The organism is Rothia nasimurium (assembly GCF_928382285.1).
Taxonomy (GTDB): Bacteria; Actinomycetota; Actinomycetes; order Actinomycetales; family Micrococcaceae; genus Rothia; species Rothia nasimurium_E.
In genome coordinates this window covers 244,239-259,255 of the sequence record NZ_CAKMSS010000001.1, presented here as the reverse complement: position 1 = coordinate 259,255, position 15,017 = coordinate 244,239, and the positions used below count along the sequence as shown (strand labels likewise).

The following is a 15,017-nucleotide window of genomic DNA, read 5'->3' as shown; positions in this document are numbered from 1 at the left end:
GGATTATATGAACTCGGTTCTGCTTGCGGTCCTGGTCATGCTCGTCCTCTCCGCAGCACGCGTACACGTCGTCCTGGCGCTCTTCATCGGAGCTCTCGTGGGTGGTCTTGTGGGCGGGCTCGGGCTGGACGGCACCATGGTCGCCTACCAGGAGGGGCTCTCCGGCGGCGCTATGCTGGCGCTCTCCTACGCCCTGCTCGGTGCTTTCGCCATGGCGGTTTCAAGCTCGGGCCTGCCCCAGCTCATCGCCAACGGCATCATTGCCAAGGTCGGCTCAGAAAGCTCAGAGACCAACCATCGCATCGAATATACCGTCAAGTGGCTGCTGCTGGCCGGTATTCTGGCCATGTCGATTATGTCGCAGAACCTGATTCCCGTTCATATCGCCTTCATTCCGCTGATTATTCCGCCCCTGCTAGCTGTCTTTAACCGCCTGAAGCTAGACCGCAGGCTCATTGCCTGTGTGCTCACCTTCGGCTTGGTCACCACCTACATGTACGTGCCCGTAGGCTTCGGCGCGATCTTCTTGAACGATATTCTGCTGGGCAACATCAAACTAGCCGGTATGGATACCAGCGACATCAACGTCATGACCGCTATGGCAATCCCGGCCCTGGGCATGGTCATTGGCCTGCTGATTGCGGTCTTCTTCAGCTACCGTAAGCCCCGCGCCTACCAGACCGTTGAGCTGGCGCCCACTGAAACCGTGACCACCGAGGTCAAGAAGTTCAACGTGGTCGTCGCGATCATCGCTATTGTTGCAACCTTCGTGGTTCAGGTAGTCATGCAGTCCATGGGTACCGAGGCTAACTCCCTGCTGGTCGGTGCCCTGGTCGGTCTGACCATCTTCATGGTCACCGGCGCGGTCAAGTGGAAGGAGGCCGACGACGTCTTTACCGCCGGTATGCGCATGATGGCTCTGATTGGCTTCATCATGATTTCAGCCCAGGGTTTCGCTGCCGTCATGGACGCTACCGGTGATGTTGACCCCCTGGTCACTACCGTGGCTGACCTTTTCGCTGGCAACAAGGCGGCTGCCGCCATAGCGATGCTGGTGGTGGGTCTGATTGTCACCATGGGTATTGGCTCGTCCTTCTCCACCCTGCCCATCATCACCACCATCTATGTGCCCCTCTGCCTGGCTCTGGGCTTCTCGCCACTGGCTACCGTGGCTATTATCGGTACCGCCGGTGCCCTGGGCGACGCGGGCTCCCCCGCTTCTGACTCTACGCTGGGCCCCACCGCCGGTCTGAATGTGGACGGCCAGCACGACCACATCCGTGACTCGGTTATCCCCACCTTCCTCCACTTCAATATTCCTCTGCTGATTGCAGGCTGGGTAGCGGCGATGGTTCTCTAGTCGTCCTGTGTCCTAAGGGGACCGCAAAACTTAAAAAGGACCGCGTGTTTTGCGGTCCTTTTTAGGTTTTGCGGTCCCCTTGTGTTCAGTGAAAGCTCAGGAGCCTAGTTCTTGCGGAAGAAGGCGAAGAACATGGCGTCGGTGCCGTGGATGTGCGGCCAGAGCTGGGCGGTCGTTGCCCCCTCAGCTAGGGTCGCTCCCTTGGGGGCCTCCGGGGTGAAAGCCGGGTCCAGCTCCCCGGCAAGGACGGACGCCCCCGCCTCATCTGTACGGGCAACGGCCCGCAGGGCGGCACCGGAGTCCAGCAGGGTTACATCGACCTTGCGCAGAATATCGTGCACGATGCTCTGGGTTTCAGCCGTGTGGGGCGAGCAGGTCACGTAGGCAATCAGGCCGCCGGGGCGGGTCACCGAGGCAGCTGCCTTAAACAGGTCGAGTTGCAGGGGCAGCAGTTCAGCGATATCGCGGGGGCTCTTGCGCCAGCGGGCTTCGGGGCGGCGGCGCAGGGCGCCCAGACCGGAGCAGGGCACATCGACCATCACTCGGTCAAAGCGCACATCGCTAGGCATTCCCTCGGGCAGGTTGGTACCCGCAGCGACGGTGCGCTCAATCTGGCGACCGTCACCGGCCACTACCGAGTAGGAGGCAGACGGCAGCGGGGCCAGGGAGCGGCGCACCAGCTCGGCCCGGTGCTCGGCAGCTTCGTTGGCTAGCAGGCGGGCCCCGCGCTGGGCGCCCAGGGAACCGAGCAAGGCGGCCTTACCACCGGGGCCAGCGCAGAGGTCAAGCCAGTTGCTGTCGCTACCCTCAAGGGGAGCGTCAGCCAGGGCGCGGGCAACCAGCTGGGAGCCGGCGTCCTGGGCACGAACGGTACCCTCCCGCACCGATTCAAGGCGGGCAAGGTCGCCTGCCGAGTAGAGGGCGGAACCCTCAACCAGGGGGCCGTCCTCGGCACCGGCGGCACGGGCTTCGTCCAGGGTTCCCAGGCCAGGCAGGGCAACCAGGTTGACCACGGGTGAGGCGTTGTCGGCGTCCAACAGGGCCTCAACCTCGCCGGGGGTCCGGCCGTGGGCAGCCAGAGCCTGACGGAAGGAGCGCACCACCCAGGCCGGGTGAGACTTCTCAAGGGCCAGACGGGTGAGCTCGTCGGGGGCTTCCTCGGCGATAAGGGTGTACCAGTCTTCGGGGGTTCGCTCAGAAACCCTGCGCAGTACCGCGTTCACAAAGTTAGCCGGGCCGGTGCCGATCTCGGCGCGGGCCAGGGCAACCGTCTGGTTGAGGGCGGCGTGGTCGGGCACGCGCATGGCCACCAGCTGGTGGACGCCCAGGCGCAGCACCAACAGGATCTTGGTGCCGATTTTCGCTACAGGACGGTCAACGCAGTGGGCCAAAATTGCGTCGTAGGTGCCCTGGTTGCGCAGGGTGCCGTAGGTCAATTCGGTGGCGAAACCAGCGTCCCGGGCATCCAGCCGGGCTGAGCGAATCGCCTTGGGAAGCACCAGGTTAGCGTAGGAGTCGTCCAGGGCAACAGCGCTCAGCACCTCAAAGGCCACGGTGCGGGCCCTATCTGCTGTGCGGGCGCGCTGTGAGGGAGCGGACGCCGAAAACGCCCGGTCCTTGACCGCCTTGCGGTTACGCTCGTGCCCCTTAGCATTGCGGCGGGTCTCTCCCCCGCCGCCGCGCTTGGCCTGGGGCTCGCCGCCTGGGTTGCGGTTACCGCGCGATCCACGGGGGTTCGGGGTACCCCCGGCCTGCCCCTGCTGGGCGCGGTCGTCGCGCTTGCGAGCCCCGCTGCGGCCCTGGCCAGCCCGGTTAGCACCGGAGCGGTTAGCCCCCGCCCGGCCCTTGCCGCCGTTCGAGCGTCCGCCTGCTCCGCGTCCACCTGCGTTCATGCTCATACCAGCACCACTTTCCCTTCTGCCAGGGCCGGGCCCTGACCGCGCGCCCAGTCGGCGGCGTTCATCATTTTCTTGCCTGCAGGTTGCACCTGGGTCAGTTCTAGAGCACCGTCGGCGCAGGTGACAGCCACCTTTTTACCTGCCCAGAAGAGGGTTCCGGGCTCCCCCACGGGCTGCGCCTGGCTGGTCTTGGCCATACCGAGTTTGAAGCGGGCTCCGTCGAGTTCAGCCCAGGCCCCGGGTTCGGGGGTCACACCGCGCAGCTGGGCAATAATATCAGCGCAGGAACGGGCAAAATCCACCCTACCATCGTCGATAGTGAGCTTGGCTGCGTGGGTGGCTTCGCCGGACTGCGGAGTGCCGGTAGCACCTGCGGCAATATCGTCAAAGGTAGCAGCCAGCAGGGCGCCGCCGGTTGAAGCCAGGCGGTTGAGCATATCCCCGGCGGTATCAAGTTCCCTTACCTGCGCCGATTCGGACCGGAAAACCGGGCCGGTATCAAGCCCTGCGTCAATACGGAAGGTGTTGGAGAAGATCTCGGTCTCCCCCGCCATCAGGGCCCGCTGTACAGGAGCTGCCCCGCGCCAGGCAGGTAGCTGCGAGAAGTGCAGGTTAATCCAGCCCTGGGGCAGCAGGTCGAGGGCGCTCTGCGGCAGCAGGACGCCGAAAGCCACCACCGCCGCGATATCGGCACCCAGCTGCGCAACGGCGTCCGCAACCTCATCGGACCAGCGGTTAGCCTTGATGATGGGAAGGCCCAGCTCCTGGGCGCGGGCTGCCACCGGGGACGGGGTCAGTACCCGCTTGCGCCCGACGGGGGCGTCCTCGCGGGTGAGCACCCCCACCACCTCGTAGCCCGCCTCAAGCAGGCCGTTCAAGGGCGCGACGGCGACCTCCGGGGTACCGGCGTAGAGAACCTTCATGCTTACCTTTCCACTCAAACTTTCAAACCAGCAGGTTTAGATACCAAAAGCGCCGGGCTTTTTGGCGGCAGCAGCACCGAAGGAACCGCCCAGGGCACCAAAGCCCGATGAAGTTTTCGCGGCGCGTTCACCCTGCACCGCAGCGGCAACCTGGTTGTAGTCGGCCTGGCGAATCTTGCGCCAGATATTTTTCTTGTCTTCGCCCTCAACCCGGTCGATGAACATGGTGCCGTAGAGGTGGTCGGTTTCGTGCTGGAGCATGCGGGCAAAGAGGCCCTCACCCTCGTAGACCACCGGCTCGCCCTTGCAGTTCACGCCGGTCACGCGCGCCCAGTTCTTGCGCGGGGTGGCAGCCGACAGGCCCGGTACCGACAGGCAGCCCTCGCCGCCCTCCTGAGGTTCGTCTCCCACCTCAAGTACGGGGTTAATGATGTGCCCCTCGCGGCCGTCAATGTTTCCGAAGGTGAAGATACGCTTGGAGATACCCACCTGGGGCCCAGCTAGACCTACTCCCTCAACGTCGTACATGGTTTCGAGCATGTCAGCCACCAGTTTTTCCAGGTCGGCGTCAAATACGGTGATGTCGTCGCACTCGGTGCGTAGAACGGGGTCGCCTACAGTGCGAATGGGCAGAATAGTCATGCTTCTCTTTCTCGTCGGTGAGGTTAGGACGCCGCTGCGTCGGGTAAATCTGTACCGGCAGTAATCGGGGGCGGCACCACCGGCATGAGGGAATCTTCGGGGGTTTCTGAGAGATCGCGGTTGAGATCCCAGACCCGTTTGAGGGCGCAGAACTTGTACCAGTTGCGCTCTAACACCTGGGGGTTGGCCTGCTGGGGTACCACCTGGGTCTCACCCAGGGCCACACCCATGAGGATGCTCGCACCCCCGTGCTTCCAGGGTTCCCAGGTGCCGTGCTCGGCGTCAATGAGGGCTTCTTCAGCCTTGACCCCGGCGACCAGCTGCATCACGACCTTATCGTCGAGCGGCTTCACCCGCCCCTTCCGGTCGGTCCCCTTGGTCTTGTAGTCAATGATGCAGGTATGCCCGGCTATCTCAGCCACCAGGTCGAGGGTGCCCGCGTAACCAACCGTCTCGTTCCAGATGGTGACTTCGGTAGCCAGGGGCTTGGGCCGGTAGAGTTCCCACCACTCATCGAAGCGGTCGGCGTAGGCCTGCTCGCCGTGGGCAATGAGGTTCTCCCGGTAGCCCTCAACTTCGTGGGGCAGCCCCATAGCGCGCAGGGCAACCTGCTCTGCATAGTTGTGCACGCGGTCCCCCCGCGCCGCCGCTGCGTCGCGGTAGCGCTCCGAGGCGGCTGCGGCGTCCCGAATCACCGCGAATTTAAGCCCGGCCGAGCTAGAAGCCCGGTAGGATCGCTGATCTTCAAGGGCAGCTTTGGCTGCCATGTAGCCGTGCCAGCCCGCGAGGTCGTTAGCCTGCTGCCCAATCACCGTGGTAATCGAGGGAACCAGTAGCTCCCCGCCAACCGCGCGCGCGTACATGCGACCGTGGTCGGTTGCTGACGCTAGCATGGGTGTGGTCACGCGGCCGTCCTGACGTCGGGGAAAAATCGAAAAAACGCCCAGCCTTCTCAGCGTATCTGGCGCTCTATCGATTATACGCACCTCTCTTCCCGGGCACGAGAGGGCGAGCGGGTTAGACCGCTTACCCTAGCTCCACTGGCGGGCACCGGCCTCAGCCGCCCCCATGGACTCAACAATCTGCTGAACGCGGGCATTGGACTGCTGGGCGTAGTCTTCATCAACACAGTCGGAGGCAGGACGGCTGGGTGAGGTAATGCAGTAACGATAGGCAGGGTTATCGACCATCGTGCTAGAAACCCAGCGGAAATCGCGCACCTGCCAGGTGCCGTCCTCCCCTCGCTCAAAAATAGGGTTGACCATAATTCCCTCGTTGTTGGCAACGTAGGAGGGTGAGAGCTCGGTGAGGTTGTTCCCCATGCCGTAGACAATCCAGGTTCCCTTGTAGTGTTCAATGGGCTGCACGGCGTGGGCGTGCTGGCCCACGATCAGGTCGAACTCCCCTGAATCAACGAGAGCGTGTGCCACCTCGACCTGCTGGGCAGAGGGTTCATGCACGTACTCATCGCCAGCATGCATGTTGGCAATGACCAGGTCAGCGCCCTCTTCGCGGGCACGGGCAGCCTTAGCAATCATGGCTTCTGAGTCGAGCATATCGACCTGCCAGGGGTGTTCAGGAACGTAACCGTTCAGCCCGTAGGTCCCGGTGATGATCGCTACCCGGGCGCCGTTGGCGGTGGTGAAAACATCGGGCTGGGCTGCCTCTTCTTCGGTGAGAGAAGTGCCGGTAACACCCATTCCCGCCGCTTCAACCGCGCGGTAGGTACGCTCCAGCCCCTCAGTACCCTGGTCGTAGGAATGGTTAGATGCCGTCATGCAGACATCCCACCCGGTTTCAGCAGCCGCCGTCAGAATCTGGGGCGGCACGTTGAAGTTGGGGTAGCCAGAAAAGGGGCCATCCGCATCGGCGACCACTGTTTCCATCTGGCAGACCGCCAGGTCAGCACGGTCTAGGTAGGGGCGCTGTTCGCTGATCAGGGGTGTGAAGTCCAGGCCTGTGTTCCCAGCTGCCACCGCGTCAGCCTCTGCCTGGTCCCAGAGCATATTGTGCATCAGAAAATCACCGGCAAAGAGTAGGGAGACACAGTCAGCCTCGCCGCAGGCCCCACCGGCAGCTGAAACGGTCAAGGTACCAGGCTCACTGGTCGGCCCCGCCTCTGCGCGTGTCACCTGCCCCTGCCCGTCCTGCTGAGCGGCGGCGTCCGCCCCGCTACTTTCCGTCGTCTGCGAGCTACAACCTGCCAGGGCCAGGACGCTCAGGCAGAGGAAGATGAAGAGGCGACGGTGCACGGTGGGGTCCTTTCAGCAGGGGTGTTACCACCACAACCCTACCCAAAAGTGCCCTAAGGCACAGATTGTTACCAGATGTCCTTACCGGCCAGAGCGTAGGTTGATTCCCCGCCCTGCAACTCGATGGACGTTACTGTAGCACCATGCAGCTCATTGGGTAGGGTCAGGCAGATATGAGACTCGCGTATATACCCGCCGTTGGCTCACCGCGCAGGTTGCGGGGCCGATAAGAGGCCAGAAGTTTGAGCAGTCGGGCTGTACGCTGACCGGTGTCTGGCTGGACGTCGATGACGGCGCACCTGCCGATACCTTCACCGGCAACCAGTTGCAGGCCGTGCAGCTCAGCTGGCACGCCGCGTCCTGCCTGGAGAGTAAGCGTTTTCCCCTGCCAGCTATCTTCAATGTAGGGGGTTGAGGTTTCTACCACTAGATTGCAGCGCAGCCTGGCAGCTATCTCATCCGGGTTCGGCGGCTGTTCGGGGGTAAGCTGGCGGGCAATCTCGGCCAGGGTGGCGGTGCCGATGAGCGAGAAAGCCCCGGCGTACACCAGGCTCTGCCGGGGTGCGAAAGCCAGGACCACAGACTTCTCTAGGTAGGCACTGAGGGCTTCGTTGACCGGGTGGTCGTAGACCGCAAGCTGTTTCTCGGCGCCCCAGGAGGTGAAGGTACTGGTGGCAGCCTTGGTCAGGGCAGGGACAGTGTGGCTACCTGCCCCGGGTATGTGCAGGGTGAGGTCTGTCTTTCCGTCGCGGGCGGTCAGATCGGTAGTAATTCCCATCAGGGTCGGGTGGGCAACGGTGCGGAGCACGGTGCGGTCAGCAAATGAAACCAGGGCCCAGCGGCGGTTGTAGAGGGGGCCGGACGCGGTAATCTCGGCTATGGTACGCGCTTGATGGCGGGCGCCTTTGAGGGGGCTATAGCCGAAGTGGGTGACGGTCAGGTGCATGGTTCTAGTCTTGCACAGGTCATTCAGGTGTAAAGAGCGTATGCAAAAGGCTCCCTGGCCGAAGCCAGGGAGCCTTTCTTTGTGCGCGATACTGGGATCGAACCAGTGACCCCTTCCATGTCAAGGAAGTGCGCTACCGCTGCGCCAATCGCGCGTGGAGGTGAGGACGGGATTCGAACCCGCGTACACGGTTTTGCAGACCGTTGCCTAACCACTCGACCACCCCACCACACGCTCAGACCGTGGTCTGAGTTGCGAAAACGAGTTGTTTTCGAGAGAGCGGTTGACGAGACTTGAACTCGCGACATCCACCTTGGCAAGGTGGTGCTCTACCAACTGAGCTACAACCGCAACTCGAATAACTATACACAAGGGTAGGTGGTCTTTCAACCTGGCGAGACTATTGCAGGTGCACTTCTTGCCAGTCATTTACCTTGGAAAGAAGGTACCGGTCATGAGTTGCGACAACAACACTCGACTGGGTTCCCCTGAGATGGGGTATAAGTTGGTCGAGCAGGGTCATTGATAGGTGGTTGGTCGGCTCATCGAGCAGCAGGACGTGAGGACGTTGAGCTATAGTGACTGCCAGGTGGAGTCTCCTTTGCTGGCCAGCGGAAAGCTGCCCAACACGGGTGGTACGCGCTTCGGTGGCCAGTAAACCCAGGCTTTCTAGAGTCGGTGTGTCCGAATACTCCGCGTAGGTACCTGTTTGAATGAGGGTCTGCCGATACACATCTTCTGGGGTTAGCTCTGGGTTCCACTGGGGCACCTCTTGCGACAATAGGGCTATCTTCACCTCAGGAGCTACGGTCACACTGCCGCTTGTGGGGGCCAACTCCCCTGCCAGCATGGAAATCAAGGTTGATTTACCGGCCCCGTTTCCACCGGTCACCACGATTTTTTGCCCGGTCCTTAGCGATAAGCTAACGCCATGGGCACTGCGCCCCAGGTATGCGATATCGTTAGCTTCAAGCAGTAGCTTTTCTTTCTCAATTCGCACCTCTGGGTACTGCAGAATACTCGGGGGCTCAGGAACTTCAATGCGATAGCTTTCCAGCTCGTTGAGACGTTGCTTGAACGCTTTGACATGGCTAGCAGCTCGCGTAGCTCGCTGATGCTTTCCCGTCCCCTTGGGCGGCCGCCACCCTGTGTGCAACCTAGCCCCTGCCTCTTCAACCGCCTGTTTCAGTTCTTCTGTGCGGTTGATGTGGTCTTGATAGGTTTTCTCCCACGCAATACGGTCTTTTCGTTTTCCCTTCTGCCACCCTTTGTAGCCACCAGAGTAGACCTGGGGCACCCCTTGTAATGACGGGTCAAGATCGCAGAAAGTCTGCGCAACGTCAACCAGGAGTTGCCGGTCATGGCTGACTACCGCAAATCCACCCTTTAGCTCCTGCAGGGACTGAGTCAGGAATTCAATCGACTCTCTATCTAAATGATTGGTTGGCTCATCGAGTAGAAGTACATCTGCCCCTGCGCCGAGAAGCACAGCAAGCCTCACCCTGTACCTCTGGCCCACCGACAGGGTGCTAAGGTTTCGGGATCGGTCTGCACACGCTTTTAGTCCGTGGAGCGCTTGATCGATTTTTCTGTCAACATCCCATGCTTCCAGTGCACTAGCTTTTTCTAGCGCTTGAGCGTAGGCAGCCTCTGCACCCTCATGTCCAAGCGCGAGTAATTCTGATGCTCTGTCGAGGTCTGCAAGTGCTGCGTGTGCATGCTGAGTGGATAGTTTGATAAGCTCGCCTACAGTTTGATGGTCGACCAATGCCATATCCTGCCCAACAAAAGCGATTGTCCCCTGAGATGCCACTTCACCCAGGTCGGGGTTTTCTAGGCCTGACAGTATTTTGAGCAGGGTGCTTTTCCCTGTACCGTTCTCTCCAACGACCGCCATCTTGGTATGTGCCGATATTGTCAGGTTTAAATCTGAGAACAGTAATTTTCCGCCTCTAGTGGCGGAGATGTTTTCTGCCTTGATGTGTGCAGTGGCGGATGTTCCGCTCTGGTGAGTAACAAAGCCTAATGTTTGAGGTTCTTCGGAGTGACGTTTGTTGTTTCGCATATTCTCTCTAGTCCGTTGAGGGTACGACTATGTACCCGTTCATCTGGGGTGATGGAACGGCGGCTGAAGAGATTGAACCCTAGGTGTAAGCCGCCTTTAGCGGCGGGTCCAGGGCTTAGCGATAGCTGCTGCGAAATACATGGTGAACACTCTATCAAGTGGTAGATATCGATGCAAAAGCCCCGGCTCTTAGAACCGGGGCTTACGTGGAGCGGTTGACGAGACTTGAACTCGCGACATCCACCTTGGCAAGGTGGTGCTCTACCAACTGAGCTACAACCGCGTATGCAATTATTTGCAGTGGATTTTCATCCAGTGCGCGATACTGGGATCGAACCAGTGACCCCTTCCATGTCAAGGAAGTGCGCTACCGCTGCGCCAATCGCGCTAGACACTCGCAAGGAGTGTTGCGAGCGGTTGACGAGACTTGAACTCGCGACATCCACCTTGGCAAGGTGGTGCTCTACCAACTGAGCTACAACCGCATTGTGTTTCAATTCCTTTAGGAAACCGAACCAACGAGTAAATACTTTACACACTTTTCTGGCTCCTGCCAAATCAACACGCACCTTCGCGTAAACCCTTTTTTACCGCGTGTTTTCGCGGTTTTTACCGCCGCAACCCCGCTCAGTTCAAAATTTTTCTTCTATGCCCTGTGCCACATCTTTGGGGGCGTACACTGTAAAAAACATTTCTATTCATCGTGGAGTTTTCATGCACCCCCAGCTTCTCACCGAACGTTTCACCCTGCGCCCCTTGCGTGAGGCCGATGCAGCGGCGATGGCTCAGGCTTGCCAGGACCCGGACATTATTCGTTTTTGCCTATCCGTACCCCTGAACTATACGGAAGAGACTGCCCGCGATTTCGTTGCCTACACCCATCAGGCAAGCGAGAGCGGGCATGAGCTGGTCTGGGGCATCGACGCGAGCGGGGTTTTCGCCGGTGTGGTGAGTCTCTTTAACATCACAGGATCTTCTGCGGAGGTCGGCTACTGGTTAGCGCCGGGTAGTCGCGGTCAGGGCTTTCTGACCGAGGCCCTAGGCATGATGGTGGGCTTTGCCCTGGACCCCCAGGGGCTGGGCCTCGACAGGCTGAGCTGGAAGGCGCTTGCTGATAACGATGCCTCTGAGCGGGTGGCTCGCCGGGTTGGGTTTACCGATTTCCGTACGTTGGTGAAAAGCGAGCCGGGCCGCCCGCTTGAGGACGGCTCCACTCCCCTGCTTGATATGCGCGCCGCTGAGCTGACGCGCGACCGCTGGGCCGAGTTGGGCTTCCCCGGCTAGGGCGGTTTTTATACGCAAGGACGCCGGGGCGCACCTACCTGCTGCTGGCAGGCTGGTGTGCCCCGGCGTCCTGGTTTCACGCCTCCGTTTCGTCCAACATACCCTCACGTGATAGAGCGGTCAGGCGTGAAACCGCGCGGAAGTACTTTTTCTGGTAGCCGCCGGTCATCATTTCTTCGGTGAAGACCCGGTCGAAGGGGACGCCGGAGGCGATGATGGGGAGGTCTTTGTCGTAGAGGCGGTCGGCGAGGACGACGAAGCGCAGGGCGACGGCTTGTTGGGTGATGGTGGTGACGTTGCGCCAGGCGATGGCGTCGAGGCCGTCGATGAATTGGCGGTAGCGGGAGGGGTGCACGCGGGAGAGGTGGTCGATAAGGGCTTCGAAGTCGTCGATGGCGACGGTTCCAAGCCCACCGAAGCGGTTATCGACCAGGGCGTCAAAATCGGCGTCTGCTACGGGTGCGGGGGCGGCGGGTAGGCCGCGGTGGCGGAAGTCTTCACCGTCGACGCGTAGGACGTCGAACTGGTCGGCGAGTACTTGGATTTCGCGTTTGAAGTCGGCGGCTGCGAAGCGTCCTTCGCCGAGGGCGCCGGGCAGGGTGTTGGAAGTGGCGACGAGTTTGACGCCGGCTTCTGCTAGTTCGCGCATGAGGCGTGACATGAGCACGGTGTCGCCGGGGTCATCGAGTTCAAATTCGTCGATGCAGACCAGCTTGTAGCTTGAGAGAGCTTCGACGGTTTTGCGAAAGGTCAGGGCGCCGACCAGGTTGGTGTATTCGACGAAGGTGCCGAAGGCTTTGGGCCCTTCCACCATGTGCCAGAGGGAGGCTAGCAGGTGGGTTTTACCCACGCCGAAGCCGCCGTCGAGGTAGAGTCCGGCTTTGGTGTCGTCCTTCTTTTTGCCGCCGCCGAAGAGTTTGCCGAAGAAACCGCCCCCGCTGGCTGAACCGCCGCGGTTGATGTTTTCGCCGAAGGCGCGCAGGGCGTCGACGGCTGCCTGTTGGGAGGGCTGGGCGGGGTCGGGCCGGTAGGTATTGAAAGACACTTCACCGAATCGTTCGGAGGGCCTGAACCCTGAGAGTAGTTCGTCGGCTGAGACGTGGGGGGTGCGGTCGGTGAGGTGGGTGTAGGTTGCCACGTGTGGTCTTTCCCTTGGGCGCGACGGTGCGCTGGTGATTCGTACACCCACAGTCTAGTAGCTGGGTCTCAGGTTGCCCAATGTTGCGGGGGTCTTAGGGCGAACCTGACTCTAAGCCGGTTGGCTTCTTCACAGATTGGCGGCGGGGGCTGTGAGCGGACGCCGGTGGGCGGCTTCTCGTTTTAGGCTGGTAGGTGCAGGCTAAAGAGCTGAGGGAAAGGATAACTACATATGGCTAAGGCAAAGAAGAAGGGGGCAGCTACCGCGGCCCTGGCGCTCTTGCAGCAGACGGGTACCGCCTTTGAGGTGCGCGAGTACGAGCATGTGGAGGGTGAAACCAACTTTGGTCTGGAAGCTGCTGAAAAGCTGGGTCGCTCCCCCGAGCAGGTTTTTAAGACTCTGATGATTACCCACGAGAAGGATTTTGCGGTCTGCGTGGTGCCGGTGGGTGGCAAGCTGAACGTCAAGGCTGCTGCCGCTGCCCTGGGTTGGAAGTCGGCCAAGATGGCGGCCCCCGATGTGGCAGAGAAGCGCACCGGCTATGTGGTGGGCGGTATTTCACCGCTTGGCCAGAAGACGGCACACCCCACGCTGGTAGACGAGACTGCCCAGCTGTTTGAGACGATTTTGGTCTCCGGTGGGCGCCGCGGTCTAGATGTTGAGCTAGCTGCTGACGACCTGCTTGCCCTCACTGAGGGGGCGTATGCCGATATCGCGGCTGCCTAGCCAGTTCGTTACGGTTTCGAACCAGAGCTGGGGGTCCACGTTCCATTCCCTGGTGTGGGGAGCCTTTTCGAAGGGTACGAAGTCCACCAGGGGGGATAGCTCAGCTAGGGCCTGGGAGGGCTGGTAGGGCACGTAGGTGTCGTCCACCGAGTGCATGATCAGGGTGGGCAGGGCGATGTCATCTGCCCGATGGGGCCAGGAGATCTGGTCGAGGCTGATGGGTTCCTTCAGGCCGGTGAGGGTGCTCAGGGCCGGGTGGGTAATCATCTGAACACCCAGCTGGCCAATGCGCAGGGGAATCTTATTCAGGTGGGTGTGGTAGCGAATGAGTTCCAGCCAGTCCAGGGCAGGCCCATCAAGCACCAGCGCCCGGATGGCCCGGCGGTTGCGGGCAAGGTCAGCGGTCTGCATGCAGATAGAGCCACCCATGGACCAGCCGAACAGCACTACATCGCGAGCGCCGTGGGCCAGGGCATAGTCGATGGCTACTTCAACATCCCGCCATTCGGTAAAGCCCAGGCCGTAGCGGCCGTCCTCGCTGGCGGGGGCTTCGCGGTCGTTGCGGTAGCTCATGTGCAGGCTGGTCAGGCCCAGGGCCTGGGTGGCGTCGAGGGCGCGCAGGGTTTCGGCTCGGGTTGCCCCCATGCCGTGCACCATGATGGCCCAGGTGTCGCTGGGCTCAGGTGCACCGGGGTCGTTTGCTCCCTGCCTGTCCAGGGCTGCGCCGGGGTGCACGACCCAGGCCGGTGCAACACCTACTGGCAAAGATAGTTCGATATCTTCTGCCCGGTAGCCAGCCATTGCCGGGTCGGTGGCAACCACGCCGGTCAGGCGTCCGCGCTTAATGCCTGCGATATCGCCCCGGTAAATTTTTTCGATACTCCGTACCACCGTGTTTTCTGCGGGCAGGTAAGAGATGACCTCTCCCAGCAGGGCAAAGCCCGCCCCACCCGAGAAGTAAAAGCCGTAGTGGCCGGGGGCTGTTGTGCGTTCGGTGGCGTCGATACGGATGCTGGTGGGAGGCTGTTCTTCACTCATCTCAACGCTGCTGTACCCCACCGAGTGCACGCGGACGTCCTCCACCGGGGCCTTGGGTGGAACCACAATTTTGCGGGCGAAGTGGGTGGCAACCCCCGCGGTGCCCAGGGCAGCAGCGAAGGCCAGGGTTGCACCGGCGGCTCCGGCGGCACCGGCCACGGTGGCCAGGGTGAGAGTACGAGCTGAGGTAGTAGATTCGTGCGTGCTAGCCATGGTGCCTAGTTTACGGGAATAAGCCTGGCCAGCGCCCGCTTATACTGGTGAAGAAATACCGCGGTTAAGAAAGTGAGCATGCCATGAGTGATGCACTCCCCGGCCTTGGGGCTATCGCCAAGAACTGGAAAGAGGTCCTTAAGCCCGACGAGTACGCCGTACTTCGCCAGGGCGGTACTGAGCGGGCTTTTACCGGCGAATATTGGGATACCACTACCGAGGGTGTCTATGCCTGCCGGGCCTGTGGCACAGAACTGTTCCGGTCCACCGAGAAGTTTGAGAGCCACTGCGGCTGGCCTTCTTTCTTTGAGCCGCTGGCCGCTGACCGGGTGCGCTATATCGAGGACCGTTCCCTGGGCATGGTGCGCGTTGAGGTGCGCTGCGCTGCCTGCGATTCGCACCTGGGCCATGTTTTTGAGGGGGAAGGCTATGACACCCCCACCGATCTGCGCTACTGCATTAACTCCATCAGCCTGACCCTGCACGAGAAGCCGGTAGCTGAGTAGGTTCTCTGCCCGGGGGTATTGGGTGA

At 61.1% G+C, this 15,017-nt stretch carries 13 protein-coding genes and 6 tRNA genes; 4 read left to right on the top strand and 15 right to left on the bottom strand.

Annotated features, from left to right (window positions below; all coding sequences use genetic code 11):
* Positions 1 to 7 precede the first annotated feature (7 nt).
* A complete protein-coding gene (locus L6758_RS01085) occupies positions 8 to 1,360 on the top strand; it encodes a Na+/H+ antiporter family protein (RefSeq protein ID WP_237204835.1) in 1,353 nt (450 codons plus the stop codon).
* A gap of 104 nt (positions 1,361 to 1,464) precedes the next feature.
* On the opposite strand, the gene L6758_RS01080 is transcribed toward L6758_RS01085, so the two are convergent.
* From L6758_RS01080 to L6758_RS01020, 13 genes are all read right to left on the bottom strand, one after another.
* Entirely contained in the window at positions 1,465 to 3,252 is a 1,788-nt protein-coding gene (locus tag L6758_RS01080) for a transcription antitermination factor NusB (RefSeq protein ID WP_423817192.1), read from the bottom strand.
* A 2-nt stretch (positions 3,253 to 3,254) separates the two neighbouring features.
* Positions 3,255 to 4,181 carry a methionyl-tRNA formyltransferase gene (gene fmt, locus L6758_RS01075; protein WP_237204833.1) on the bottom strand — a complete coding sequence of 309 codons (927 nt, stop codon included), beginning with the start codon at positions 4,179 to 4,181 and terminating at the stop codon, positions 3,255 to 3,257.
* A gap of 36 nt (positions 4,182 to 4,217) precedes the next feature.
* Entirely contained in the window at positions 4,218 to 4,823 is a 606-nt protein-coding gene (def, locus tag L6758_RS01070) for a peptide deformylase (protein WP_237204832.1), read from the bottom strand.
* A 23-nt stretch (positions 4,824 to 4,846) separates the two neighbouring features.
* Positions 4,847 to 5,728 (bottom strand): PD-(D/E)XK nuclease family protein, encoded by an 882-nt coding sequence (locus L6758_RS01065; RefSeq protein ID WP_237204831.1) that lies wholly within the window; start codon positions 5,726 to 5,728, stop codon positions 4,847 to 4,849.
* 126 nt (positions 5,729 to 5,854) lie between these two features.
* A complete protein-coding gene (locus L6758_RS01060; RefSeq protein ID WP_237204830.1) occupies positions 5,855 to 7,075 on the bottom strand; it encodes a CapA family protein in 1,221 nt (406 codons plus the stop codon).
* A 163-nt stretch (positions 7,076 to 7,238) separates the two neighbouring features.
* Positions 7,239 to 8,021 (bottom strand): MOSC N-terminal beta barrel domain-containing protein, encoded by a 783-nt coding sequence (locus L6758_RS01055; protein ID WP_237204829.1) that lies wholly within the window; start codon positions 8,019 to 8,021, stop codon positions 7,239 to 7,241.
* An 82-nt stretch (positions 8,022 to 8,103) separates the two neighbouring features.
* Positions 8,104 to 8,175 (bottom strand) — tRNA-Val (locus L6758_RS01050).
* 1 nt (position 8,176) lies between these two features.
* Positions 8,177 to 8,250: transfer RNA gene (locus L6758_RS01045), tRNA-Cys, on the bottom strand.
* Positions 8,251 to 8,299: 49 nt separating this feature from the next.
* Positions 8,300 to 8,372, bottom strand: a tRNA-Gly gene (locus L6758_RS01040).
* A 49-nt stretch (positions 8,373 to 8,421) separates the two neighbouring features.
* Positions 8,422 to 10,086: an ABC-F family ATP-binding cassette domain-containing protein gene (locus L6758_RS01035; RefSeq protein WP_237204828.1), complete on the bottom strand. Its 1,665-nt coding sequence runs from the start codon at positions 10,084 to 10,086 to the stop codon at positions 8,422 to 8,424.
* 207 nt (positions 10,087 to 10,293) lie between these two features.
* Positions 10,294 to 10,369, bottom strand: a tRNA-Gly gene (locus L6758_RS01030).
* Between the two features lie 33 nt (positions 10,370 to 10,402).
* Positions 10,403 to 10,474, bottom strand: a tRNA-Val gene (locus L6758_RS01025).
* A 24-nt stretch (positions 10,475 to 10,498) separates the two neighbouring features.
* A tRNA-Gly gene (locus L6758_RS01020) sits at positions 10,499 to 10,571 on the bottom strand.
* A gap of 229 nt (positions 10,572 to 10,800) precedes the next feature.
* On the opposite strand from L6758_RS01020, the gene L6758_RS01015 reads away from it, so the two are divergent.
* A complete protein-coding gene (locus L6758_RS01015; protein ID WP_237204827.1) occupies positions 10,801 to 11,370 on the top strand; it encodes a GNAT family N-acetyltransferase in 570 nt (189 codons plus the stop codon).
* A gap of 76 nt (positions 11,371 to 11,446) precedes the next feature.
* Here the strand turns inward: L6758_RS01015 and zapE are convergent, their stop codons facing one another.
* On the bottom strand, positions 11,447 to 12,508 hold the full coding sequence (zapE, locus tag L6758_RS01010; protein ID WP_237204826.1) for a cell division protein ZapE: 1,062 nt from the start codon (positions 12,506 to 12,508) through the stop codon (positions 11,447 to 11,449).
* A 231-nt stretch (positions 12,509 to 12,739) separates the two neighbouring features.
* On the opposite strand from zapE, the gene ybaK reads away from it, so the two are divergent.
* Entirely contained in the window at positions 12,740 to 13,234 is a 495-nt protein-coding gene (ybaK, locus tag L6758_RS01005) for a Cys-tRNA(Pro) deacylase (protein WP_237204825.1), read from the top strand.
* On the opposite strand, the gene L6758_RS01000 is transcribed toward ybaK, so the two are convergent.
* On the bottom strand, positions 13,172 to 14,485 hold the full coding sequence (locus L6758_RS01000; protein ID WP_237204824.1) for an alpha/beta hydrolase family protein: 1,314 nt from the start codon (positions 14,483 to 14,485) through the stop codon (positions 13,172 to 13,174). The genes ybaK and L6758_RS01000 overlap by 63 nt on opposite strands.
* An 83-nt stretch (positions 14,486 to 14,568) precedes the next feature.
* On the opposite strand from L6758_RS01000, the gene msrB reads away from it, so the two are divergent.
* Entirely contained in the window at positions 14,569 to 14,991 is a 423-nt protein-coding gene (gene msrB, locus L6758_RS00995; RefSeq protein ID WP_237204823.1) for a peptide-methionine (R)-S-oxide reductase MsrB, read from the top strand.
* Positions 14,992 to 15,017 lie beyond the last annotated feature (26 nt).